General features: G+C 45.1%; 26 protein-coding genes. 20 read left to right on the top strand and 6 right to left on the bottom strand.

The genetic code is table 11. The features are described 5' to 3' along the window. Positions 1-40: 40 nt before the first annotated feature. Entirely contained in the window at positions 41-955 is a 915-nt protein-coding gene (locus tag J3998_RS00585; protein ID WP_208146282.1) for a sensor domain-containing diguanylate cyclase, read from the bottom strand. 21 nt (positions 956-976) lie between these two features. Continuing rightward, on the bottom strand, positions 977-2,647 hold the full coding sequence (gene ettA, locus J3998_RS00580) for an energy-dependent translational throttle protein EttA (protein ID WP_208146265.1): 1,671 nt from the start codon (positions 2,645-2,647) through the stop codon (positions 977-979). Positions 2,648-2,935: 288 nt separating this feature from the next. Between ettA and glyA the strand changes: the two genes are divergently transcribed. From glyA to thiL, 8 genes are all read left to right on the top strand, one after another. Beyond that, positions 2,936-4,207, top strand: a complete 1,272-nt coding sequence (gene glyA, locus J3998_RS00575; RefSeq protein ID WP_208146263.1) for a serine hydroxymethyltransferase — start codon at positions 2,936-2,938, stop codon at positions 4,205-4,207. Positions 4,208-4,444: 237 nt separating this feature from the next. Continuing rightward, positions 4,445-4,912 carry a transcriptional regulator NrdR gene (gene nrdR / locus J3998_RS00570; RefSeq protein ID WP_208146261.1) on the top strand — a complete coding sequence of 156 codons (468 nt, stop codon included), beginning with the start codon at positions 4,445-4,447 and terminating at the stop codon, positions 4,910-4,912. 16 nt (positions 4,913-4,928) lie between these two features. Then, on the top strand, positions 4,929-6,080 hold the full coding sequence (ribD, locus tag J3998_RS00565; protein WP_341829235.1) for a bifunctional diaminohydroxyphosphoribosylaminopyrimidine deaminase/5-amino-6-(5-phosphoribosylamino)uracil reductase RibD: 1,152 nt from the start codon (positions 4,929-4,931) through the stop codon (positions 6,078-6,080). Between the two features lie 24 nt (positions 6,081-6,104). Beyond that, a complete protein-coding gene (locus J3998_RS00560) occupies positions 6,105-6,767 on the top strand; it encodes a riboflavin synthase (RefSeq protein WP_208146243.1) in 663 nt (220 codons plus the stop codon). Position 6,768: 1 nt separating this feature from the next. Next, a complete protein-coding gene (gene ribBA, locus J3998_RS00555; protein ID WP_208146241.1) occupies positions 6,769-7,884 on the top strand; it encodes a bifunctional 3,4-dihydroxy-2-butanone-4-phosphate synthase/GTP cyclohydrolase II in 1,116 nt (371 codons plus the stop codon). 117 nt (positions 7,885-8,001) lie between these two features. Continuing rightward, complete coding sequence (ribH, locus tag J3998_RS00550; RefSeq protein WP_208146239.1) at positions 8,002-8,463, top strand: 6,7-dimethyl-8-ribityllumazine synthase; 462 nt, start codon at positions 8,002-8,004, stop codon at positions 8,461-8,463. Next, on the top strand, positions 8,463-8,957 hold the full coding sequence (gene nusB, locus J3998_RS00545; RefSeq protein ID WP_208146237.1) for a transcription antitermination factor NusB: 495 nt from the start codon (positions 8,463-8,465) through the stop codon (positions 8,955-8,957). The genes ribH and nusB overlap by 1 nt, the downstream gene beginning before the upstream one ends. Before the next feature lie 67 nt (positions 8,958-9,024). Next, the gene (thiL, locus tag J3998_RS00540) at positions 9,025-10,056 is read left to right on the top strand and encodes a thiamine-phosphate kinase (RefSeq protein ID WP_208146235.1); all 1,032 of its coding nucleotides are present in this window, start codon (positions 9,025-9,027) and stop codon (positions 10,054-10,056) included. 78 nt (positions 10,057-10,134) lie between these two features. Here the strand turns inward: thiL and J3998_RS00535 are convergent, their stop codons facing one another. After that, positions 10,135-11,205, bottom strand: a complete 1,071-nt coding sequence (locus tag J3998_RS00535; protein ID WP_208146232.1) for a 3-deoxy-7-phosphoheptulonate synthase — start codon at positions 11,203-11,205, stop codon at positions 10,135-10,137. 306 nt (positions 11,206-11,511) lie between these two features. Here J3998_RS00535 and J3998_RS00530 point away from each other — a divergent pair, with 306 nt between their 5' ends. Next, positions 11,512-11,832 carry a DUF3579 domain-containing protein gene (locus tag J3998_RS00530; protein WP_208146230.1) on the top strand — a complete coding sequence of 107 codons (321 nt, stop codon included), beginning with the start codon at positions 11,512-11,514 and terminating at the stop codon, positions 11,830-11,832. Positions 11,833-12,062: 230 nt separating this feature from the next. Here J3998_RS00530 and J3998_RS00525 read toward each other — a convergent pair whose 3' ends face one another. From J3998_RS00525 to J3998_RS00515, 3 genes are all read right to left on the bottom strand, one after another. Continuing rightward, positions 12,063-12,878 carry a prepilin peptidase gene (locus J3998_RS00525; protein ID WP_208146228.1) on the bottom strand — a complete coding sequence of 272 codons (816 nt, stop codon included), beginning with the start codon at positions 12,876-12,878 and terminating at the stop codon, positions 12,063-12,065. Positions 12,879-13,015: 137 nt separating this feature from the next. Beyond that, a complete protein-coding gene (gene queD, locus J3998_RS00520; RefSeq protein WP_208146226.1) occupies positions 13,016-13,396 on the bottom strand; it encodes a 6-carboxytetrahydropterin synthase QueD in 381 nt (126 codons plus the stop codon). Positions 13,397-13,493: 97 nt separating this feature from the next. Further along, positions 13,494-14,375, bottom strand: a complete 882-nt coding sequence (locus J3998_RS00515) for a polyprenyl synthetase family protein (RefSeq protein ID WP_208146224.1) — start codon at positions 14,373-14,375, stop codon at positions 13,494-13,496. Positions 14,376-14,674: 299 nt separating this feature from the next. On the opposite strand from J3998_RS00515, the gene J3998_RS00510 reads away from it, so the two are divergent. The 11 genes from J3998_RS00510 to tolB all read left to right on the top strand — a co-directional run bounded on the left by J3998_RS00510 (position 14,675) and on the right by tolB (position 25,212). Further along, positions 14,675-15,298: a CBS domain-containing protein gene (locus tag J3998_RS00510; protein WP_208146222.1), complete on the top strand. Its 624-nt coding sequence runs from the start codon at positions 14,675-14,677 to the stop codon at positions 15,296-15,298. A 144-nt stretch (positions 15,299-15,442) separates the two neighbouring features. Further along, on the top strand, positions 15,443-16,111 hold the full coding sequence (locus J3998_RS00505; RefSeq protein ID WP_208146209.1) for a DUF502 domain-containing protein: 669 nt from the start codon (positions 15,443-15,445) through the stop codon (positions 16,109-16,111). A 94-nt stretch (positions 16,112-16,205) separates the two neighbouring features. Next, positions 16,206-17,990: an aspartate--tRNA ligase gene (gene aspS / locus J3998_RS00500; RefSeq protein ID WP_208146207.1), complete on the top strand. Its 1,785-nt coding sequence runs from the start codon at positions 16,206-16,208 to the stop codon at positions 17,988-17,990. Positions 17,991-18,004: 14 nt separating this feature from the next. Continuing rightward, positions 18,005-19,081, top strand: a complete 1,077-nt coding sequence (gene nadA / locus J3998_RS00495; protein ID WP_208146205.1) for a quinolinate synthase NadA — start codon at positions 18,005-18,007, stop codon at positions 19,079-19,081. 33 nt (positions 19,082-19,114) lie between these two features. Further along, positions 19,115-19,636, top strand: a complete 522-nt coding sequence (gene ruvC / locus J3998_RS00490) for a crossover junction endodeoxyribonuclease RuvC (protein ID WP_208146203.1) — start codon at positions 19,115-19,117, stop codon at positions 19,634-19,636. 23 nt (positions 19,637-19,659) lie between these two features. Next, complete coding sequence (gene ruvA / locus J3998_RS00485) at positions 19,660-20,322, top strand: Holliday junction branch migration protein RuvA (protein ID WP_208146201.1); 663 nt, start codon at positions 19,660-19,662, stop codon at positions 20,320-20,322. Continuing rightward, positions 20,319-21,332 (top strand): Holliday junction branch migration DNA helicase RuvB, encoded by a 1,014-nt coding sequence (ruvB, locus tag J3998_RS00480; protein ID WP_243750526.1) that lies wholly within the window; start codon positions 20,319-20,321, stop codon positions 21,330-21,332. The genes ruvA and ruvB overlap by 4 nt, the downstream gene beginning before the upstream one ends. 141 nt (positions 21,333-21,473) lie before the next feature. Next, positions 21,474-22,211: a protein TolQ gene (gene tolQ / locus J3998_RS00475; RefSeq protein WP_243750525.1), complete on the top strand. Its 738-nt coding sequence runs from the start codon at positions 21,474-21,476 to the stop codon at positions 22,209-22,211. 34 nt (positions 22,212-22,245) lie between these two features. Further along, positions 22,246-22,707 carry an ExbD/TolR family protein gene (locus tag J3998_RS00470; protein WP_208146199.1) on the top strand — a complete coding sequence of 154 codons (462 nt, stop codon included), beginning with the start codon at positions 22,246-22,248 and terminating at the stop codon, positions 22,705-22,707. Between the two features lie 3 nt (positions 22,708-22,710). Continuing rightward, on the top strand, positions 22,711-23,898 hold the full coding sequence (tolA, locus tag J3998_RS00465) for a cell envelope integrity protein TolA (RefSeq protein WP_208146197.1): 1,188 nt from the start codon (positions 22,711-22,713) through the stop codon (positions 23,896-23,898). Positions 23,899-23,913: 15 nt separating this feature from the next. After that, complete coding sequence (tolB, locus tag J3998_RS00460) at positions 23,914-25,212, top strand: Tol-Pal system beta propeller repeat protein TolB (RefSeq protein ID WP_208146185.1); 1,299 nt, start codon at positions 23,914-23,916, stop codon at positions 25,210-25,212. The last annotated feature ends 45 nt before the right edge of the window (positions 25,213-25,257 follow it).

The raw sequence follows: 25,257 nt of genomic DNA, 5'->3' as shown, positions 1-25,257 counted from the left end.
AAAAAAAGCGGTAACCCGAAGATAACCGCTTAGTTTTAAATTACTGAATCTTGATGATTTCTCGTGTGCCTTTTAATGCGCCAATGGCTTCATTTACCCGTTTGAATAATACTTGGCTATCTTCCGCAGGATCACGCAGTTCGGTGACGCCAGCATGAGAAGTTAAGCAGGTGGTGGTGCCGTCATCCAGTTTGAACTTATGACCGGAGATTTTCTCTTGAATCAGCTTGCCGATACGGTACGCATCCACCGCTTTAACTTCCGGTAGAGCAACCATAAACTGATCACAGCTTAGACGGCCAATTGGCCCCATGTCTTTAATCACTGATTTGATTGCATGTGCTGCCCCCAGAATCGCTTTATCGCCCATTTCATGACCGTAGCCATCGGTAATGTTCTTAAAGCAATCCAGGTTAATCTTAATTAAAGACAGCGGCTGATTATTCATTTTGGCGCGGTTCATCTCTTCATTCAGTAAATCCAAGAAGAAATCGCGGTTATACAAATTCGTCAGCGGGTCATTTGAAGACAGGTGTTCAATCTGTTCTTCCATGTGCTTACGAGAAGTAATGTTAATCGCTAGCCAAATCGCCGCAGGTTGATCATAAGAGCCATCCGTTAGCGGATAGACACGAGCCTCATACCACTGACCACCAGTAGGGCCTTCCGAGATGCCATCTACCTCATCATTTGCCAGTTGGTATTCAATCTCTTGCAAGGTGTTGGAGGCAATCGATTTCTGCACGACTTTCAAGAAACGCTGCGCCATTTTCTCCGGCAGAACGTCTTGGTATTTTTTACCAATTAAGCTTGAGCCGTCAGCATAAAGCGTACGCTCCTGACCACCGACGATGTCCAGATAAGTTCCATCCTCACCCATAATAAATATCGGGTCTGGCATAGCACTGGCAATCGCCTCGAGATGGGAATAGGTATGTTTTAAAGCATCGCTCATGGGTTGGTCTCCAGCTATGGCTTAATCTTTACTGATCGGCTTATATTTAATTCTGTGCGGCTGTGCAGCATCAGCACCTTTACGGCGTTTCAGGTCTTCTTCGTAATCCGAGAAGTTACCCTCGAACCACTCTACATGAGAGTCACCTTCAAAGGCAAGCATATGCGTCGCAATACGGTCTAGGAACCAGCGGTCGTGGGAAATTACGACCGCACAGCCGGCAAATTCCAGCAGGGCTTCTTCCAAAGCTCGTAGTGTTTCCACATCTAGGTCATTGGTCGGTTCATCGAGTAACAGTACGTTACCACCAGAACGAAGCGTTTTCGCTAAGTGCACACGGTTTCGTTCACCACCGGACAGTTGGCCGATTTTTTTCTGTTGATCGCCGCCTTTGAAGTTGAAGCGAGAGCAGTAAGCGCGCGAGTTGACTTCAATATTGCCGACCATGAAGTTATCGTCGCCTTCAGAAATTTCTTCCCAAACCGATTTGTTGTCATCAAGCGCATCACGGCTTTGGTCAACATAAGAAAGTTGTACCGTTTCACCAAATTCAATCGAACCTTCGGTTGGTGGTTCTTGGCCTGTCAGCATTTTAAACAGAGTTGATTTACCGGCACCGTTAGCCCCGATAATGCCGACAATACCGCCTTGCGGTAAACGGAATGACAAGTCTTCAATTAATAGTCGGTCACCGAAGGATTTTGAAACATTCGATATTTCGATAACTTTTTCGCCCAAACGCTCCGCAACCGGGATAAAGATTTCGCTGGTCTCGTTACGTTTTTGCGATTCGTACGAGCTCAGTTCTTCAAAGCGAGATAGACGCGCTTTCGATTTAGCATGACGACCTTTAGCCCCTTGGCGGACCCATTCTAGCTCGCTCTTAATGGTTTTCATGCGTGCTGCTTCAGACTTCGCTTCTTGTTCCAGACGTTTTTCTTTCTGCTCTAGCCAAGAAGAGTAGTTGCCTTGGTAAGGAATTCCTTCACCACGGTCCAGTTCCAGAATCCATTCGGCGGCGTTATCCAAGAAGTAACGGTCGTGGGTGATGGCGACAACGGTGCCAGGGAATTCAAGTAGGAAACGTTCTAACCATGCGATAGATTCCGCATCCAAGTGGTTAGTCGGTTCATCAAGAAGTAGCATGTCCGGTTTTTCAAGCAGTAGTTTGCAAAGCGCGACACGACGCTTTTCACCACCAGATAGTTTAGACACATCGGCATCCCATGCCGGTAGACGTAATGCATCGGCAGCGATTTCCAAATTGCGGTCTAAGTTGTGACCGTCCATCGCTTGGATGATGTCTTCGATCTCGGCTTGCTTCTTAGCCAGCGCATCAAAGTCAGCATCCGGTTCAGCATAAGCGGCATAAACCGCGTCCAGCTCCGCCATTGCATTCTTAACTTCGCTTACCGCGAGTTCAATATTGCCGCGAACATCTAGGCTTTCGTCCAGTTGTGGTTCTTGTGGTAAATAACCGACTTTAATCCCCGGTTGCGGGCGCGCTTCACCAACGATGTCGGTATCCAGTCCGGCCATGATTTTTAGAAGTGTTGATTTACCTGAACCGTTTAAACCGAGTACGCCGATTTTGGCGCCAGGGAAAAAAGATAAAGAAATGTCTTTTAAGATGTGGCGATTTGGTGGAACAACTTTGCCCACTCGGTTCATGGTATATACAAACTGTGCCATGCTAATTCCTGAGATATGTGTTTATCAAAAATGTAATTGTGCGCAAGTTTACCGAGATTTATTGCCTATATAAAGCCTTTCGGAATAGCTTTGAATAACAAATTGTTAGAAAAAATCTTTTAAAAAGTCTGTCGTTACGGAAAAAGGGCGCTTTTGTATTTGGTTAAACAGGCTAAAAGCGGTAAAATTTGCGCTTTGAAATTTAGGGTAATGCTCGTTAATCGTCAAATAATCAATTTGCGGTATACGAACTTTATCCAGTCTACTGTTTGTATGGAGTGCCGAAGAATGTTTACCAAGTCCATGACTATCGCTGGATACGATGATCTAATTGCTGATGCGATTAAAAACGAAGAAAACCGTCAAGAATCGCATATTGAATTAATCGCTTCTGAAAACTACACCAGCCCGCGTGTAATGGAAGCGCAAGGTTCTTATTTCACCAATAAATATGCGGAAGGTTATCCTGGTAAACGTTACTACGGTGGTTGTGAGTTTGCTGATATTGTTGAACAAGCGGCTATCGATCGTGCGAAAGAATTGTTTGGTGCAGACTACGCAAACGTTCAGCCACACTCTGGTTCACAGGCGAACGCAGCTGTTTATATGGCACTTTGTGAGCCGGGCGATACGGTTCTTGGTATGAGCCTTGCACACGGTGGTCACTTGACGCACGGTTCTCACGTTAGTTTCTCAGGTAAAATCTACAACGCAGTTCAGTACGGAATTGATCCGGTTTCTGGTCAAATCGATTACGACGAAGTCCAAAAACTCGCTGACGAGCACAAGCCAAAAATGATTATTGCCGGTTTCTCTGCCTACTCGCAGGTTATCGATTGGTCTAAATTCCGTGAAATCGCGGATTCTGTTGGCGCATATCTATTCGTCGATATGGCTCACGTTGCGGGCCTAATCGCGGGCGGTGAATATCCAAACCCAGTGCCATTTGCTGATGTAGTAACGACTACGACTCACAAAACGCTACGTGGTCCACGTGGTGGTCTGATTCTGGCAAAATCAAATCCGGAAATCGAGAAGAAATTGAACTCGGCAATTTTCCCGGGCGGTCAAGGCGGGCCTTTGGTTCACGTTATGGCGGCGAAAGCAGTGGCATTCAAAGAGTGTTTGGAACCTTCTTGGAAAGAGTACTGCGTTAACGTAATTAAAAATGCGCAAGCGATGGCTGAAGTATTTAAAGCACGCGGTTGTGACGTAGTTTCAGGCGGCACTGAAAACCACTTGTTCCTAGTTTCTCTAATCGAGAAAGGGCTGACTGGTAAGCTGGTTGATGCCGCTCTGGATGCAGCGCACATTACGATCAACAAAAACTCGGTTCCAAATGATCCAATGTCTCCATTCGTGACTTCCGGTATTCGTGTTGGTACGGCAGCAGCAACGACTCGTGGTTTCGATGTAGAAGATTGCACGAACCTAGCAACTTGGATGTGTGACGTAATCGACGCTTGTAACCAAGAATCTGAATCTTGGGACGAAGCGGTTGTCACTGAAGTACGTGAAAAAGTATCTGCACTGTGTGCGGCAAAACCAGTCTATAAGTAATGTTGAAGCACTTGGTAATGGTCGAGATGTTGCGAAAATATGGCTATCCACCGTTGCTTGTGATATAAACGTTATGCAAATGGAAAAACCACCAAATCTGGTGGTTTTTTCGCATCTAGGCACAATATAAATAAGTGTTTGCTTAATTTAAGCATTGTTAATATGTTTCTTCATGTGGGCGCTTTATTTATATTTTGCTTTAGTTGGTTCACTATTTAAAAAGTTGAGAAAAGTCTTATGCACTGTCCTTTCTGTAATGCTCCTGATACAAAAGTAGTTGATTCTCGTTTAGCGACGGAAGGTGTGCAAGTTCGCCGCAGACGTGAATGTATTCAGTGTGCGGAACGGTTTACGACTTATGAGTCAGCGGAGTTATCTTTGCCGCGAGTGATAAAGAGTGATGGCAACCGTGAGCGTTTTGATGAAGAGAAAATTCGTAGCGGTTTGGTGAAAGCCTTAGAAAAACGTCCGGTGCAAAGTGATGCCATTGATAAGGTCGTTAACCAAATCATGAAAAAAGCCATGACTGAAGGCGTGCGTGAAATCTCTTCCAGTATGATTGGAGAGTGGTTAATGGATCAACTGGGTGAGTTAGATCAAGTTGCTTACGTGCGCTTTGCCTCGGTATACCGCTCTTTCCAAGATGTTAATGCTTTCCGCGAAGAGATTGAACGTCTAATGGTTTCTACTACGGCAAAATCTTAACAATTAAAGGTCTATTGTGGCGATTAGCGAACAAGATATTCAATTTATGCAGCGAGCCATTGATTTGGCCGCGAAAGGGAAATACTCAACTAAGCCGAATCCGGCAGTGGGTTGTGTGTTAGTTCGTGACAAGCAGATTATTGCCGAGGGATGGCATCAAAAAGCGGGACAGCCACATGCTGAACGCGTTGCCTTGGCGAATGCAAAAGAAAAGGGTGTTGAGGTCGCTGGAGCGACGGCGTATGTCACTCTTGAACCTTGTTCACATCATGGTAAAACGCCGCCTTGTAGCGATGGGTTGATTGAAGCAAAAGTCGCCAGAGTCGTGGTGGCGATGCAAGACCCAAACCCTCTAGTGGCAGGTAACGGAATTAAAAAAATACAAGCAGCCGGTATAACGGTTGATGTTGGTGTGCTTGAAACGCAAGCGCGAGCTCTGAATACAGGGTTTTTACAACGCATGCAGGATGGATTACCTTATGTTCGCGTGAAGATGGCCGCCAGCTTGGATGGGCGCACAGCAATGGCGGATGGTTCAAGTCAATGGATTACTGGATCGGCTGCTCGCGAAGAAGTGCATAAAATGCGTGCTCAATGCGGTGCGGTGATTATGGGGATCGGTACGGTTTTGGCGGATGACCCAAGTATGACGGTGCGCCTAGATGATGCAACTTTAGCTGAAATGGGGCTGACTGCCGAAGACGCCAATCCCATTCGCGTTGTTCTTGATCCGCACTTGAGCATGCCGCTGTCTGCTAAAATGCTGGATTTGCCGGGTCGTACAATATTAATGACTTCTAAGCATTCTGTGGAAGCGGAGTCGCCAATGGTTGAGCAGCTTTTAGCACAAAATGCCGAAATCGTTGCGGTTGCTTCCGTAGAAGATAAGCTGGATATCGAATCGGTTTTGCATTATTTGGCTGACGAAGAGCAGGTTAATGATGTCATGGTCGAGACCGGAGCGGTTGCCGCGGGCGCTTTTATCGAATCAGGTTATGTGAATGAAGTGCATGCATTTATTGCTCCAGTTTTAATGGGGGATAAAGCTCGTCCGATGTTTGAGTTACCAAGTATCGTTAATATGAGCGATAAACTTCAATTTTCGATTACCGATATTGATAAGTTTGGTGACGATGTTCGTCTGATTCTACAACCCAAAAATACATAATAAAAACAGAGAAAAACAGAAAACATGTTTACAGGAATAATTGAAGCTGAGGGGAGTATCAGCAAAATAGAACCGCGTGATGGCGATTGGAAAGTAACCATTAATACCGGCAAGTTGGATATGAGCGATGTTGCTTTAGGTGACTCAATTGCTGCTAACGGTATCTGTCTTACCGCTATCGAATTTGGTAGAGACTATTACGTTGCCGATGTTTCGGGTGAGACCTTGAGCGTAACCACTGCAACTGACTGGTCGGTTGGTACTCCGGTTAACCTTGAGAAGGCGTTACGTTTGCAAGACCGTCTTGGCGGACACTTGGTTTCCGGCCATGTTGATGGTGTCGGAACGGTTAAGACTATTTCACAAGATGCACGCTCATGGCGTTACCAAGTCGAAGCGCCTCTGGCGATTTGTAAGTATATCGCTACCAAAGGTTCTGTTTGTATAAACGGCATTAGCTTGACCGTCAATCATGTTGATGGGTGTGTGTTTGATGTCAATATCGTGCCGCATACTCGTCAAGAAACCACGATTAAGCATTTCCTAGTTGGAACTAAGGTTAACCTTGAAGTAGATCTTTTAGCGCGTTACCTTGAGCGTATGTTGAGTGCGCCGCAGGCGAGCGAAAATGATGCGCAAGTTTCTAGTATTACCGAACAATTTTTAGCAGAAAACGGATTTAAATAAGATGTCATTAAACACCATTGAAGAACTGATTGAAGATTATAAACAAGGCAAAATGGTTATCCTGATGGATGACGAAGATCGGGAAAATGAAGGTGATTTATTGGTTCCTGCAGAAACGGTTACACCGGAAGACATCAATTTTATGGCGCGTTACGGGCGTGGTTTAATCTGCTTGACTATGACTCGTGACCGTTGCAATCAACTGCACTTGCCGTTGATGGTGCATAACAATACTGATCCGCATGGTACTAACTTTACGGTTTCAATTGAAGCGGCAGAAGGGGTTACCACGGGGATTTCAGCGGCAGATCGTGCGGTCACCGTTCGCACAGCGGTTAAGCAAGGAGCGGGTCCGCAGGACATCGTCACGCCGGGTCATATTTTTCCTTTGATGGCGCAGCCGGGCGGTGTTTTGACTCGTGCCGGGCATACTGAAGCGGGTTGTGATTTAGCGCGTTTGGCCGGATTTGAAGCATCGTCAGTGATTGTGGAAATTATGAATGAAGACGGTTCTATGGCACGTCGTGATGATTTGGAAACCTATGCTGCCGAGCATGGGATTAAGATCGGTACCATTGCTGATCTGATTGAATATCGCCTGCAAAACGAAAAAACCATCGAGCGCGTTTCCGAGTGTAAGCTGCCTACCGAGTTTGGCGAATTCCGCTTAATTGGTTACCAAGATATTCTAGATCAGAAAGCGCATTTTGCTTTGGTATACGGCAAGGTTGATACCGATGAGCCGGTCGCGGTGCGTGTGCATATGTTGGACACCTTGTGTGACGTGTTTGGCTCGCAGCGTCCTGAATGTGGCTGGTCTCTACAATTGGCAATGAAACAAATTGTTGAAGAAGGTGCCGGTGCGATTGTTGTTCTACGTAAGCATGAGGATGCCACTGAGTTATTGGATAAGATTCAAAGCTACCAAATGAAAGATTTGGGTGTAAATGCGCCTGAAACCTCTAATCCTGATGATACGAAGACCTATGGTTTGGGGGCTCAGATTATTGCAGATTTGGGGATGACTAAGTTGAATGTTATTGGTTCTGCGATGAAGATGAATGCCTTAAGCGGTTTTGGCTTAGAAGTTTGCGACGTACTCGCGAAAAAAGATTAATCGCTAAACGCCATTACCTATCCATCGTAGAGTGATTTATGGCAAAATAAGCGGCCGCTAAACAAAATGCTGTCTAGCGGTTATAAATGTATAAAAATAAAAAGAGGCTCAGGAAACATGAAAATGATCGAAGGAAACCTAAGCGCACAAGATATGAAAATTGGTTTTGTGGTGACGCGTTGGAATAGCTTTGTGGTTGATCACTTGGTAAAAGGTTCAATTGAAACCATTGAACGCCATGGTGGTTCGGCAGAGAATATTACTCAAGTTATGGTTCCGGGTTCTTTTGAGGTTCCTTTGGCAGTAGAAAAAATGGCTGCTTCAGGAAACTATGATGCGATTGTTGCCCTGGGTGCTGTGATTCAAGGCGGTACGCCGCACTTTGATTATGTTGCAGGTGAGGCTGTTAAGGGTATTAGCCAAGTTATGTTGAAACACGGCGTACCTGTCGCCTTTGGAATTCTTACGGTCAACTCGATTGAGCAGGCGATTGAGCGTTCGGGCACGAAGATGGGCAATAAGGGTGAAGAAGCCACGCTTGCTGCCATTGAAATGGTTAATGTATTGAAGCAGATTTAATGAAAATTAGTGACTCTATTCAGCCTGGTCAAGGCGAAGAAATTGTTGAAAAAGAAAAACCGGTAAGTCCTCGTAGTCAAGCACGTCGTGCTGCGCTACAGGCGATTTACCAGTGGCAGATGACTAATGCAGCAGCATTGCAGATCATGCAGCAGTTTAGCGAAGATGGTTATCTGGAAAAATTGGACTTTGATTTATTTAAAGATTTGCTTTTCACAATCACTGATGAAGCTGAACAGCTTGATGAGATGTATGCTGAATTCATTGATCGTGATATCAAGCGTCTTGACCCAATCGAGAGAGCAATCTTACGTATCGGTTCATATGAATTACGTTCAAAGATTGAAATTCCATACCGTGTTGTAATCAACGAGGCGGTGGAGTTGGCGAAGCGTTTTGGTGCAGAAGAGAGTCACAAATTTGTTAACGGTGTTTTGGATAAGGTAGCGAAGCAGACTCGCGAATTAGAAATATCGACACAAGCTGACAAATAGGTATTGCCCAATTAATCATAGATAAAAGCCCTCAGTAGAGGGTTTTTGTTTTTTTAGGATAGTGAATATGGAATTCGATTTAATACACCGTTATTTTGCTCCGCTTGGTTTAACTAAGAGTGCTGAGCAGGCGGCAATCGATGGTACGGATATCGGCATTGGTGATGATGGTGCTGTACTCAGTATTCCTGCCGGTCAGCAACTTGTGGTGGTTACCGATACTCTGGTTTCTGGCGTGCACTTTCCTGAAAATACTTCGGCCTATGACATTGCCTGGAAGGCTTTAGCGGTTAATTTGAGTGATTTGGCGGCGATGGGGGCGACGCCGTTTGCTTACTCTTTAGGTTTAAGTTTACCTTTGGAATGCGCAAGCGACGAGGAGTGGATGCAAGACTTTGTGCAAGGCTTTGCAGGGTTGGTTAAATCAACCGGTTTACCGATTGCATTGGTTGGCGGCGATACTACCCGTTCAAAAACGCTGACTCTAACGGTAAGTGCTAAAGGTTTGGTTGGAAATGGTCAGGCTGTCCTTCGTAGCGGTGCGCAATCCGGTGATTTGATTGCTGTGACCGGTGTGTTAGGCGAGGGGGCTTTGGGTCTGCAAGTCGCGTTTGGCAATATTGATTCTGAGCTAACCGCAGAACAAAAGCAAACTGCACTGAACGCTTTAAATCGCCCACAGCCGCAATTGGCTTTGGGAATGTGCTTAAAGCAAATTGCTAATAGCGCGATTGATATTTCCGACGGGCTATTGCAAGACTTAGGGCATATCATAAAAAGTTCCACTAAAAGACAGGTTGTTTTAGGCAAAACAGTACAACTGGGCGCAAAGATTTTCTTGGAGAAGATTCCTCTGTCTTCTGGCATGCAGCAGCTGTTTGCGAGTAAGGTGAGTTGGTCGTTAGCATTAAGTGGCGGCGATGATTATCAGCTTTGCATGACGGTTTCACCGGATAAATTGACCGAGCTAAAACTGAGAGCTGATGAGCTTGGGGTTGAGATTGCTGTTATTGGTGAGGTTACAGATGGCGCAGGCATCAAAACCTATTTAGATGGCAAGTTAGTTCAGCAGACTGAAGCCGGCTTTCAGCATTTTTAATGGGTTTCCTATAAAACAAAAAATCCCGCATTAAAGCGGGATTTTGTTGGGCAAGAAAAATGCTTCAATCTCTTCAATCTAACTCGCATTTTTTTCGCGGCGAGTACGAACACCGTCAGCCAATAGGTTTAGCAACTCAATGCTGGTATCCCAGTCGATACAAGCGTCAGTAATGCTTTGCCCGTAAGTCAGTTGTTGACCCGGGTGAACATCTTGGCGTCCACCGACAAGGTGGCTTTCCACCATGGCGCCCATGATTTCTTGGTTGCCGCCTTTCAGTTGATCGCTGATCGATTGCGCAACAATCATTTGGCGAGTATGGTCTTTCTGGCTGTTAGCGTGGCTACAGTCAATCATTAGTTTGTTTTGTACGCCGGCTTCGTTCAGCTGTTTTACTGCTTCAGCAACATATTGTGGCTCGTAGTTCGGGCCATCGTTGCCGCCGCGAAGAATAACGTGACAATCGCCATTACCAGTCGTTTCAAAGATTGCCGAGTGGCCTTCCTTGGTCAAGGACATGAAAATATGTGGATTATTCGCGGCACGGATTGCATCTACTGCAATACGGAAACTACCGTCGGTACCGTTTTTGAAACCAACCGGGCACGAAAGACCGGAAGCCAGTTCACGATGGCCTTGGCTTTCCGTAGTGCGTGCGCCGATTGCACCCCAGGAGACTAGGTCTGAGATGTACTGCGGAGAAATCAAATCTAGGAATTCAGTTGCCGCCGGAACACCAAGGTTGTTGATGTCTGATAGTAGTTGACGAGCAAGACCAAGACCTTTGTTGATTTCGAAAGATTCATCTAGGTTCGGGTCATTAATCAAGCCTTTCCAGCCAACAGTGGTACGAGGTTTTTCAAAGTAGACGCGCATGACCACTAAAAGGTCTTCTTTATGCTTTTCGATTTGGCCTTTCAATTGCGCTGCATAGTCACGTGCCGCTGCCGGGTCGTGGATTGAGCAAGGCCCGATAATTACAAGCAGACGATCGTCACGACCCGCTAAGATATTATGGATTTGCTGACGAGTGTCATATACCGTTTGTGAAGCTGTATCGGTTAGCGGATATAGCTCATGCAGCTCACGAGGAGAACGCACTTCGGTAATATTTTTGATTCGTAAATCGTCAGTTTGATACTTGCTCATTGTCTACTTCTTCTGTCGTTATAACGGCTGTAATTCGTCTTTGCCAATGGTATTTTTAAAGGCAAAAAACGAAAAAATAATCAAGCCGCTTATTATGCCATTAATAGTCTGGGTTTGGGAGGGTTATCGCCTTATTCTTTGCGATTATCTACTCGGTGGATATTGCTTTTCTCTGTGAACTTCATCCATTGATAACCTATATGGATTTGATAGGAAAAAATAATTCCCTAGCCTCTCGGATTTGCGGATAGTTAGTGTTAAAATCCCACACCAAATTTTAGAACATGCTTATGTAGGCAAAAAATAGTGCATTGTAAATATATCATCAAAGGGTTTACCGAAGACGGGCGAAAGTTCCGACCAAGTGACTGGATCGACCGTATCTCATCGATGTGTGCGAGTTTTGGTGATTCGCATCGCTTGGTTTATTCAGATTTGTTGCATCCTGAACTTTTTGAAGGTCAGAAGTGTTTGATGATCGATACCGAGTTGGAAGTGAAAAACCCGAATATGTTCAGCTACGTTATGAATTTTGTAAAAAGTAACGGGTTGGTCATGCATCAAGTTTGCATGAGTGATGAAGGTGAATGGTCCAAAGTTGAAAAGGAAGAGGCGGTTAGCGAATAATCCCTGTCTGTATTCTTATCCGTTGTAAAAAGCCGGTGTAATAGCCGGCTTTTTTGCTTTTGCGGCTATAAGAGTAAGAGTGCTTTGTATGAGTGAGAAGTGATACATAAAATGAGGAAAAATTTTGCTGAACAAGGCAAAAAGTGCAGGGAATATCGAGATATTCGCTAGATTTTTAACGATGTTCAGGGGGGGGATTTTTGGTCATTAATCAGCTCATGCAAAGCGCTCTATAGTAAATTGCTTCCGCCAAAAAGCGTAACAAGTCCTGCGAGCGCTAAATAAGGCCCAAAAGCAAAAGGTGCATCATGCGAACGCAGTTTTAACACGGCCATTAATAATCCAATAATGATGCTACTGAGTGCAGCAATAAAGATCATTTGTGCAATCGCAAAGACACCAAACCAAGCTCCTAGAGCAGCCAGCATTTTAAAGTCCCCGTAGCCCATGCCTTCTTTGCCGGTCAAGATTCGGAAACTGTGAAATACCAGCCACAATAAAAGGTAGCCAAGTGCTGCGCCCCAAACCGCCATTTCCAGACTGGTAAACATGCCTTGACTGTTTAGCAGAAGACCTAGCCAAAGCAGCGGCAAACTTAGATCATCGAGAATCAATTGGTGTTCAAAATCGATGACGGTAATCGCCAATAGAATCCAACTGAAAAGCAGAGCGGCCATGCCAATTGGCGTGAAGCCGAAGTAAATCAGTACCGCTGTCGTCAAAATCGCTGACGACAATTCAATCAATGGGTAGCGCTTGGAGATGTCGGTATGGCAGTTATGACACTTTCCTTTGCTGTATAGCCAACTAAAAAGTGGAATCAATCGATACCAAGGAAGTTCGGCTTGACAGTGTGGACAGTGCGAACGGCCGGTACTCATGATTTTATAGTGTGGTGTTTCTTCCTCTTCGTCAAACAGTGCCAATGGCATGCGCCAAGTCAGCATGCTTAAAAAGCTGCCGATAATTAATCCGAAAACAATGCCGAAAAGAGCGGTAATAAGAGGATTCAGTTCAAGGAAAGGGGTCTGAAAATCAGCGGGCATGGTCGCAATCCTAAGCTAAATGAAAGGGCTAAAAGATTTGCTCATGCTAAGAGTTAGCTGGTTAAAGGTCAAGCATAAAGGCTGGGCAAAGGCATCGGTCGACGATGCCTTGAGAGTGGGATTTATTCTGTGTTTCCTTAGTCCTGCGAGTAGATAACGCAGTTGCGGTCATTTTCCCAAACAGTAATGCTGTGCATGCGAACCAGCTCCGAACCGATGCGTTTATCGATTTCCTGATACAGATAAGCGGCAATGCTCTCCGCCGTAGGGTTGGTTTCTTTAAAATGCGGATGGTCATTCAAATAAGTATGGTCTAGCTCTTTAATGACTTCTTTCGCGTGGCGTTTAATTTCTTTGAAATCGACGACCATACCGATTTCATTTAGTTTATTACCGACAATTTGTACTTCGATTTTCCAATTGTGACCATGTAATTTGGCACAGTCGCCCGGGTAGCCGCTTAGCGTGTGCGCCGCAGCGAAATCCAACATCGTTTTTAGAACAAATTGTTGTGCCATGAAAGCCTTCTCGAAAATTTTAGTTAAGCAAATAATTATATCGCAATGTTCGTGTTAATGAAAAGGTAAGCTACTGAAATTTATTGCTTTTTAGTCATTAATAGTCGCGCGATGCAATGTAATCGGTTAAGTCCCAGAGGAATTCGCTTTCAAATGGAAGTTTCTGTAGGGATTTTTTCGCTTCGATGACTAGATTGTCGCGATACTTTTTTGCTTCATCCAGTCCTAGTAGTTTTGGGTAGGTGGATTTGTCGGCTTGTTCATCCGAGCCTTGCGGTTTGCCGAGTGTTTCGGTGTCGGATTCAATATCGAGAATATCGTCTTGCACTTGGAAAGCCAGTCCTAGAGCACGCGCATATTGGCTAAGGTCGGCTTTGATTTCGTTATAGGCGGGGTGTTGGCATGCACCTATTAAAAGCGAGGCTTCGATTAAGGCACCGGTTTTTAATGCGTGCATGTTTTCTAATTGTTTGCGTTCCGGTAAATGACCCGCCGAGTCTATGTCGATCTGTTGTCCGCCGATCATGCCGTATGGGCCGGCCGCTTTGCTAAGAAGTCGGATCATTTCAACCTTGTCATCGGCGTTAATTTCTTCGACATTTGCCAAAATTTCAAACGCCATCGTTTGTTGAGCATCGCCAACCAAAATTGCTGTTGCTTCGTCGTATTTTATATGTGTGGTCGCTTTGCCACGCCGCAGGTCATCGTCATCCATTGCCGGAAGATCATCATGTACGAGTGAATAGCAATGAATTAACTCGACTGCAGCAGCTGGCGCATCTAAGTCTTCTTCGGGGATTTGCAAAGCTCCGCCACATGCGTAAACCAGTGCTGGGCGAAGACGCTTTCCTTGGTCAAGTGTGGCATATTCAAGCGCTTCATGCAGTCTCGCTGGGCAGTTCAGGTGCTTAAGATTTTGTAAATGAATTGCAAGTACTTGATTGATGCGCTGTTGGTATTGACTGAGCTGCTTTTGCAAAATGACTCCGAATTTTAGGCATTGATGAAAAATGATTGGCATTTTAATGAAACTGTCAGCGGTTGCCAACTAAGGAAGCGCAGAACAAGTCCAAATGACTTCAGGCAAATTTTACAAAGCCTCGCTGAAGTCAATGGGGACTTATTCTGCGTTTCCCTGAATATCAGGTGCTTATCTGTGTGTGATTGCAGAAGATGTTTTGTAAGATACTTTATCTAAAGTAATGAAATTTAATTATAAAAAGCAATGCTTGGCCGTTATAGTTAATATGACTTAATGTTTAGAGTAAGAGAGTGATTATGTTTGTTGTTTACAGTCCCGAAGGTCAGTCACTGGCTTCCACAGTGCAACAAATACCTGTCTTGCGCGTCGATCCCTCTACGCGGGTCAATCAGATTGAAAATTCGTGGTTAGATGAACTGAAACCGGATGAAAAAAGTTTATTGGCTAAGCCTTCCAAAGAGGTCAATGCTTATCAGCAGAATAAAAAAGAGTCTCAGCATCGTGTAGTGGTTAAGGTGGCGGAAATTATGTCTGAGCCGATCATCACGATTAATCAAGAAGCTTTGCTTGCGCAGGCTTATGATCGAATGTCTCGTTTACAAATTGATTATCTGCCGGTATTGGACGATAAACGTCTGATTGGTTTACTGAGTCGCGAACAGGTGCTTAGAAAAGTTATTGTTGCTGAAAATGGTGACTTGGAGCTTGGCGGGGAGCGTTTGGTTGGCGCGGTCATGCAGCAGCAAATTATTACTACTGAGTTGGATACTGATATCCGCCAAGTAGCGCAAGTTTTCACACAGTTTGATGTCGGTGCTTTAGTTATTATGAATTCGATGGAACAGCCGGTCGGGATTGTTACCCGTGGCGATCTGGTTAAACGTTTGGCAAAAGAGCCGCCATTAGAGATTTATGTTTAACTAGGAGCGGTTGAAACTTCATACTTCGTTTCTACTAAAGCCAATTTTGCATGCACGGTAAAAACATAAACCTTTCATTTTCAAATCCCTTCAATATTCCTTTATAATGAGTCGTTTATATTTTCCGACGGTCTTGGGTGCGGTATGGCCTTCTTAAAACGTTATTTGATTGCTGGGCTTCTAGTCTGGTTGCCATTAGGTGTCACTATCGCGGTAATCAAGTTTTTGGTTGACCTCTTTGACCGAAGTCTATTGCTGTTACCAATGCAATATCGACCGGAGGTGCTACTTGGTGTAGACATTCCTGGCTTAGGTATTTTGCTGTCGTTTTTACTGATTCTGGTAACCGGGATTCTAGCGGCCAACTTACTAGGCAGCAAGCTGGTCAAAATTTGGGAAGCTATGTTGTCGCGCATCCCGCTTGTCCGCAGTATCTATAAGGCAGTTAAACAAATTGCAGAGGCGGTATTCGGTTCTGGTGAACAGACATTTCAAAATGTCTATCTGATTGAGTATCCTCGCAAGGGTTTGTGGACTTTGGCATTCCAGACCGGAAAAAATATTGCTGAACCGCAAAAGAAGACCGGGATAGCGGATGTAGTGAATTTATTTGTTCCAACTACGCCAAACCCCACTTCCGGTTTTTTTATTATGGCGGATCGTGCGGAGATTATTAAACTTGATATGGAAGTAGACGACGCTTTAAAAATGGTTATTTCCGGTGGCGTGGTTGCCCCGGAAGAGAAGCAAATTGCTCTGCCATTAGAGTCTGAATCTGATTCAGGCGCTTCGCCTCGAGCAACCGACAAATAGTAGGCACAAATTTTTACCGTTCTGTCGAACATTCGGCAGAGCGGTTTTGTTTTGAATAATTTATAAAGAACTTTGAGTAAAAGGGTTTAAAAATATGCGTACGCATTATTGTGGACAAGTAACAGAAACTTTAATCGACCAAACGGTACAGGTTGCTGGTTGGGTGCATCGTCGTCGTGACCACGGCGGCGTTATCTTTATCGATCTTCGTGATCGTGAAGGACTTGTTCAGGTAGTAGTAAACCCTAGCGCTGCGGATAATTTCGCAAAAGCGGAAAAACTACGAGCGGAGTGTGTATTAAGTATTACCGGTAAGGTGATTTCGCGTTCGGAAGGTACGATTAACCCGAATATGAAAACCGGTAAAATCGAAATTGTTGCTGATCAGCTAGATGTATTGTCAATGGCTGAGCCGATTCCATTCCAGCTTGATGAAAAGAATGTTGGTGAAGAGACGCGTCTAAAATACCGTTATATCGATCTACGTCGCGACGAAATGCAAAACAATCTAAAACTGCGTTATGCCATCACGTGTTCTATGCGTCGTTACCTTGATGACAACGGTTTTATGGATATGGAAACGCCTATCCTGACTAAATCAACGCCTGAAGGCGCGCGTGATTATCTGGTTCCGAGCCGTACCCACGCTAATAAATTCTTTGCACTACCGCAGTCCCCGCAGCTATTTAAACAGTTGCTGATGATGTCCGGTTTTGATCGTTATTACCAAATCACTCGTTGTTTCCGTGATGAAGATTTACGTGCCGATCGTCAGCCGGAATTCACTCAGTTAGATATTGAAACCTCTTTTATGACTGAAGAACAAGTCATGCAGACCATGGAAGGCTTGACCAAAACCATCTTTAAAGAAGCGATTGGTTATGAATTCGACGGTGAATTTCCGCGCATGACTTACGCGGATGCGATTGAGAAATACGGTATTGACCGTCCAGATCTTCGTATTGATATGCAGTTGGTTGATATTGCGGATTTGTTGCAAGATATTGAATTCAAAGTATTTGCAGGTCCTGCAAAAGATCCGAAAGGGCGTGTGGTTGCACTGCGTGTTCCGGGTGCTGGCTCAATGTCGCGCAAAGAGATTGATGCCTATACCAAATTTGTTGGCATCTACGGGGCAAAAGGCTTGGCTTACATTAAAGTTAATGATATGTCTGCCGGTCTTGATGGTCTGCAATCGCCAATCATCAAATTCTTCCCTGACCAAGTGATGCAAATTATGGAGCGCGTTGGCGCGCAAGACGGCGATATTGTCTTCTTCGGTGCGGATTCAGCGAAAGTAGTTAACGATGCAATCGGCGCGCTACGTGTCAAGCTGGGCGAAGACCTAGACATGTTAAACGGGCGTTTCAAACCGGTATGGGTTGTTGATTTCCCGATGTTTGAAGCCGACGAAGAAACTGCACGTATGACGGCGATTCACCATCCGTTCACTCAGCCGAAAGCGACTACCGAAGAGATTCTAAATCATGACGAGCCGGAGCAAATGCTATCGCGTGCTTATGACCTTGTTATCAATGGTCTAGAAGTTGGTGGTGGTTCAGTGCGTATTCACGATACAAATATGCAGGCAGCAGTATTTAAGTTGCTTGGTATTTCTGACGATGAAGCGCAAGAGAAATTCGGCTTCCTATTGGATGCATTAAAGTTTGGTTGTCCTCCACACGCGGGTATGGCATTTGGTCTTGATCGTCTCGTGATGATTCTTGGTAATATTCCTTCGATTCGTGATGTTATTGCTTTCCCTAAAACGCAGTCGGCAGCATGTCCTCTGACTGAAGCCCCGGGTCTGGTTGATAACGCTCAGTTGGAAGATCTATTGTTGCGTTTCCGCAAGCCTCAACGCGGTGCGGATAAGTAAAGCGAGCTAGTTTTATGTCTGCAGATCAGTTACAACAGATTCCGGTTGAACTCGAAGCCAGTATTCAGAGTCTGGTGCAAAACGCACCGACTCAGCCTTGGTTGAATAATCAGCAGAAACAAGTGCTTAGAGAAGAAATTAAACAACTTCTCAAAGCGAATAATGCGCAGTTGGTTGCGCATTATTATGTTGATGATGATTTACAGGCTCTAGCGGAAGAAACTGGCGGCGTGGTTGCAGACTCGTTAGAAATGGCGAATTTCGGCGCGCAGTCGGACGCCGATGTATTGGTTGTCTGCGGCGTACGCTTTATGGGGGAAAGCGCTAAAATTTTCAGCCCTGAAAAGACCGTACTCATGCCGGATTTAGATGCAACCTGCTCTTTGGATGTTGGTTGTCCGGCAAAAGAATTCGCAGAATTCTGCGCACAGTACCCAGAACACAAGGTCGTGGTTTATGCCAATACCAGTGCCGAGGTGAAAGCGTTAGCTGACTGGGTGGTTACTTCCGGTAATGCCTTGCAAATCGTTAGTCACCTAAAAGAGCAGGGCGAAAAGATTATCTGGGCGCCGGATCGCCATTTGGGTAACTGGATTGAAAAAGAGACCGGCATTGAGATGATTCGTTGGCAGGGACATTGTATTGTGCATGACGAATTCAAAAGCTTTGAGTTAGACGAGTTACGTCAGCAATATCCGAATGCTAAGGTTTTGGTTCACCCGGAATCGCCTTCTTCAGTGGTTGAGCAGGCTGATGTGGTCGGTTCGACTAAGGTGCTTTTGAATGCGGTACAGGCTATGGACGACGACGAGTTTATTGTCGCCACCGATTACAATATCTTCTATAAGATGCAGCAATTGGCACCAAACAAGAAACTGTTGGTGGCGCCGACCGGCGGGCACGGTGCGACTTGTAAGAGTTGTGCGCACTGCCCTTGGATGGCGATGAATGGTCTGCAAAACTTAGCAGAATGTTTACGTAATATGGCACCATTGGTCGACGTGGAAGAAGCAACGCGAGTTAAGGCTTTAGAGTCATTGCAACGCATGCTGGACTTCTCACGCCAAGCCGGATTAGTGCAGTCTAAATAGCCGCATTGTTTTTTATCAGACAGGGAGCTTAGCTTGCAACAAGCACGCAAACGAATCTTAGGCGTTGACCCTGGTTCCCGCAAAACCGGATTCGGTATTATCGAATCTGGTCGTTTCAATCCTAATTATCTTATCAGTGGTGTTATCCGAGTCGAAAAATACTCAGGTGCACAGCGCCTAAAAAACATCTATCAATCTATCTGCCAGATTATCGAGCAATATCAGCCGGATGTTTTGGCGATTGAAAAAGTCTTTGTCTATAAAAACCCGAAATCGGCAATTACGCTTGGACAGGCACGAGGGGTTATTCTGTGCGCCGCCGCGATGTATGATGTGCCGATAATGGAATACACGCCAACCCAAGTCAAAAGTACCATTGTCGGCAAGGGGCATGCTGGTAAGACGCAAGTTCAGTTTATGGTTCAGAATCTTCTCAAGTTAACCGAAGCACCTCAAGAAGATGCGGCGGATGCCTTGGCTTGTGCATTATGTCACGACCGCTATATGTCTTTGGGTATTGATCCAGAAGTGATGTCTAAGGGGTCTAAGTTCTAAAAGTTATTTGGAAACAGGAAGTTATGATTGGTTTTTTAAAAGGAATCTTGGTTAAAAAGCAGCCGCCGTTGTTATGGTTAGATGTACGTGGTGTCGGCTATGAAGTGGAAGCACCGATGTCAACCTTCTATCAGCTGAGCCAAGAAGCGGAGGCTGAAGTTTTACTGTTGACGCATTTGCATGTACGCGAAGACATTATGCAGCTGTTCGGTTTTGCCACCGAAGCGGAACGAACTTTATTTAAAACCTTAATTAAGGTAAATGGCATTGGTGCCAAAATGGCTTTAGCGGTATTGTCGTCTATGTCAGTTAATGAGTTTTGCCAATCGATTGAGCAGAGTGACGTTACTGCTTTGACTCGTATTCCAGGCGTAGGTAAAAAAACGGCGGAGCGTCTACAAATTGAAATTCGTGATCGTCTAAAGCCACTCATCGAAGCAGGTCTATTGGATTACGGTTCGACAGAGTTTTCTTTGCAGCATTCCGGGGATTTAGGCACGACTTCTGATGCACTTTCCAATAAACTTCAAAATGATGTCATGGTTTCCTCCAAGGCAGTTGAGGCATTATTGGCGTTGGGTTATAAATCAGCCCAGGCTGAGAAAATGGTCAAGCAGGCGTATCAGGAAGGCATGGCTTTAGAAGAGGTCATCAAAGCAGCTCTTCAAGGAGTTAAATTAGCATGATTGAAACGGATCGTATTGTTGGCGCTCAGCAAACCGATGATGATATTTACAACGTGCCATCGGTGCGTCCGCAACAGATGTTCGATTACATTGGACAAACTGCGGTGCGTGAGCAGCTAAGTCTATCGATGCAGGCCGCCAAAATGCGTGGCGAGCCTTTAGATCATGTGTTGTTGTATGGCCCGCCGGGTTTAGGGAAAACCACATTATCAAATATTATTGCCCAAGAAATGGGCGTGACACTGCGCCAGACGTCTGGGCCGGTAATTGAAAAACCCGGTGATTTGGCGGCTATTTTGACTCGCCTTGAACCGCATGATGTGTTGTTTGTTGATGAGATTCACCGCCTCAGCCCAGTGGTTGAAGAAGTTCTCTATCCGGCAATGGAAGATTTCCAAATTGATATTGTGATTGGCGAAGGGCCGGCAGCGCAAAGTGTGAAGATTGATTTACCGCCGTTTACCTTGGTGGGTGCCACTACCCGTGCCGGATTGCTAACATCGCCATTACGTGACCGTTTCGGATTAGTGCAGCGTTTGGAATTCTATTCGCATGATGAACTCTGTCAAATTGTACAGCGCTCGGCGAGTATTTTGGGCATGGATTCAGAGTTAGAAGGTGCTTTGGAAGTTGCACGTCGTTCGCGTGGTACGCCTCGTATTGCCAATCGTTTGTTGAGACGGGTTCGTGATTATGCACAAGTGAAAGGCGATGGTATCATCACTCAGCAAATTGCTGATTTTGCTTTGAATTTGTTGGAAGTTGATCAGCTCGGTCTCGATAAGATGGATTTACGTTTTTTGGATGCACTGGTTAATAAATTTGACGGTGGCCCGGTTGGAATTGATAGTATTTCCGCTGCGCTCGGTGAAGAGCGTGGAACGATTGAAGATGTGATTGAACCGTTTTTGGTGCAGCAAGGTTTCGTGATACGTACTTCTCGTGGGCGAATTGCGACCAATAAAGGTTACCAACATTTGGGTGTTGAAAAACCGGAAGCGAATGAGTAAAGTGCTTTGCTAGATTTTCATAAACATTATTTACCCTTAATGGGTTAGGCACAGTTTATGTGCGAACTCTAGGTGAATCGTGTAGGTTTTGTAATTAAATATAAATTATTTCTTGAGCTTTAAAGAGTAGGACTAACGATAATGGATAGCGATTTATTTGAACTCATATTACTGGCTAGCCCGGTAGTACAGGCAGTGATGTTGATTTTGGCAATCATGTCGATTGCAGCTTGGACGGTCGCTATCGCTAAATCTTATCAGGTTAAAAAGTCGAAACGGATTGCCTACGCCTTTGAAAACGATTTTTGGGAAGCACAAGATTTAACGAATCTGTATTACAAAGTTGAAGCAACTCGCGATACCTCGGAAGGTATGGCGCTGATTTTTGCGGATGGTTTTAAAGAATTCATGCGTTTGCAAAAACAAGGTGTAACTACCTCGGCAGATTTACTGTCCGGTTCGCAACGAGCTATGAAAATCGCTTTTAGCCGCCAAGCGGACGTTCTTGAGCAGCGTTTATCATTACTGGCTACGGTTGGTTCTTCAGCGCCTTATATTGGGTTGTTTGGAACGGTTTGGGGGGTAATGCATGCTTTCCAATCACTGGGTGATGTTCAGAATGCGACACTCGCAACCGTAGCACCAGGTATTTCTGAAGCGTTGATTGCGACAGCAATTGGTCTGTTTGCAGCCATTCCAGCCGTTATCGCCTATAACCGTTTGTCGAATAAAATTGACCGACTGCTTGCTGAATATGAAAACTTTGCCGAAGGTTTTATGAGTATTCTGCAACGTCAGGCACATGTCATCGAGTCGAAACAACAGTCAAAATCGAAAACTGAAGAGTCTGCGCCGGAAGTGCAAGCTCCGGTTGCTTAACAGCCGTTGATTTAACTTTTTAGGAGAACGACTCATGTTTAATCAAGGTTTTCGTAGCAACCGCCAAAAACGTCGTTTAATGGCCGAAATTAATGTTGTGCCGTATATTGATGTCACTTTGGTCTTGTTGATTATCTTCATGGTTACTGCGCCAATTGTGCAACAGGCCGTCAGTGTTGAATTACCGCAAACTCCGCAAGTGAATGAGCAGACGGTCGAACAACTTGAAGCGGCTCCGCCATTTGTCATCACCATTACGTCAGACGGTCTTTATAAAACTTCGGTACAGCCGGAAGTGGTTATTAGCGACCGAGAAGTACAGACACTGGTCGCGCAAGTGATTGCGCAGTCGCAGTTGAATCAAACTCAGCAGTTTTATATTCAAGGTGACCGCGCGGCTCCCTATGGTAAGGTTATTAAAATCTTCACTTTGCTGAAAAGTAACGGCGTTGCCAATGTTTCTTTAATTACTCAGCCTGAAGTGCAGGAGCAGTAATTAATGTTGGACTTCATAAAAACGCATCCAAAAGCTTTTTCTCTGGCACTGGCATTGCATTTAGTATTGGTTGGTTTATTGGCATTTAACTGGGATATGTTTGCCGATAAGACACCGATTGAAATCAATGGCAATAATCAGCCAACTAAAATCGATGTGATCGAGCCGAATGTGGTAGAGCCTATGCAGACGACAGCGGTTGATGCGACATTGATACAGCAACAGATGCAACTTTTACAAGAACGCCAACAGCAGCGTTTAGATGAAAGTAAGCGTTTACAGCAAGAACGTGAATTAGAAGAGCAGCGTTTACAAGAAGCTAAGCAAAAAGCGGCAGAGGAAAAACGTCTGGCCGAAGAAGAGAAAAAACGTCAAGAAGAGGCGAAAAAGCAGCGTCAAGAAGAGGAACGCAAGGCGGAAGAAGCGCGTAAAAAGGCAGAAATTGAGCGTAAAAAAGAATTAGAGGCAAAGCGTAAAGCTGAAGAAGAAACCAAGCGCCAATTGGAAGCAAAAAGACAGCGTGAGGAAGAGGAGCGTAAAGCGGCTGAAGCGAAACGCAAAGCTGCCGAAGAGAAAAAGCGTCAGGAAGAAGCTGAGAAAAAACGCATAGAAGAACGTAAGGCGAAAGAAGCGGCGGCTAAGGCGGCTGAAGAAAAACGCAAAGCGGAAGAAGAGATTGCACGTAAGAAAGCCGAAGCCGAGAAAAAACGTTTAGAAGCAGAGCGCAAGGCTAAAGAAGCTGAGAAAAAACGCCTTGAAGCAGAACGTAAAGCTGAGCAAGAGCGTAAACGTGCCGAGGCGGAATTACAGCGACGAATGGAACAAGAGCGCTTAGCGCGGGAAGCCGAACTACAACGACAGTTGAAGGCGGAAGAGCAAGCGCGGATTAATGCGGAAAACCAAAAACAGCTACGCACTCTGCAACAGCGTTATGTGACCTCAATTGCGGCAAAGGTTAAAAATAACTGGCGTACGCCAGCTCGCGTATCGCCGCAAGCGCAGTGTGATTTGCGCATTGTGCAACGTCGAGACGGCACCATTGTTGGTGCGAATGTGACCAACTGTAATTCGTTTGCCGATAGACAGTTCCAGAATGCGGCTATTGATGCGGTTTATCGTGCTGCGCCACTTCCTTTAGCACCGGTTCCGGAAGTATTTGATAAAGAAATCTTGTTTACCTTTAAACCATAAAAATAGGACATCCCAATGCGTTATACAAAGCTATGGATTTTGAGTTTAAGTCTGTTTTTGAGCTTATTTAGTTTGTCTGCAAAAGCGGCTTTAACGATTGAAATTAATGAAGGGTTTGATAATGCATTGCCGATTGCTGTAGTTCCGTTTGCAAATGAAAACTCTGGTTTAGCGAATGTTTCCAATGTGGTTGCTGCCGACTTAAAGCGTAGTGGCCAGTTCAAGCCTCTAGCGAGTAATCAGATGCCGTCGTTGCCAAGTGAGTTGAATCAAATCGATTACAATCAATGGCGTACCTTAATGATTGATAATATGGTGATCGGTAAAGTCTCGCAAATGGCGAACGGCCTTTATCAAGTTGATATGCGTTTGATTAATGTACTGCGTAAAGAGCAGATGATGGGGAAACGTTGGAGTAATGTTCCGGCCAAAGGGTTGCGTCAAGTAGCTCACCAAATCAGTGATGCCGTTTATCAAGAGTTGACTGGTAAACGCGGTGCATTCAATACGCAAATCGCTTATGTGACGATGGTTAAGGGCTCTAAACAACGTTTCTATACTTTGGAAGTTGCCGATGCCGACGGTTATAACGCACAACCATTATTGAAATCGACCAAGCCGATTATGTCGCCAAGTTGGTCTCCGGATGGTAAAAAACTGGCTTATGTATCATTTGAAGACGGGCGCTCTAAAGTTTATGTGCAAAGTCTGGATGGAAAGTACCGCAAGATGGTTGCCGGTTATAAAGGAATTAACGGTGCACCGGCATGGTCTCCGGACGGCCAAAAACTGGCGGTGACGCTTTCTAAAGGTGGTAATGCTGATATCTATATTTTGGATTTAAATACCAACCGTCTTCAGCAAATTACACGCGACCGTGCGATTGAAACTGAAGCGACTTGGGCACCGGATGGTCAGTCTATTCTCTATAACTCGGATCGTCGCGGGCAGCCGCAAATTTTCCAGTATTTCTTTGATACCCGTGATGAAGTTCGTATCACCTTTGAAGGTAAGTATAACTCTGATCCACAGATGTCTCCGGATGGTCGTTATGTTGCGGTCGTACACGGTAGCAAGGGTTATCACATCGGTTTAGTGGATAACCAGACTAAACGCTTTGAAGTGATTACCGATACCTTCCTCGATGAGTCACCGAGCTTCTCGCCAAACAGTGAACTTATTCTGTACGCGATGAATAAAGGTGGGCGCGGACAATTAGCGGTAACAACCACAGATGGACGTTTCTCGCAAACCCTTCAGGTTAAGAATGCCGAAGTGCGTGAACCGGCTTGGGGACCTTATTCAGCGGAATAATGACTTTGATTGCATACAGTCGAAGCTAAGTTACAATGCTTATCG

Source organism: Thiomicrorhabdus marina, assembly GCF_017571465.1.
Taxonomy (GTDB): domain Bacteria; phylum Pseudomonadota; class Gammaproteobacteria; order Thiomicrospirales; family Thiomicrospiraceae; genus Thiomicrorhabdus; species Thiomicrorhabdus marina.
The sequence above is the reverse complement of the archived record's forward strand: the minus strand, read 5'-3'. Positions and strand labels throughout refer to the sequence as shown.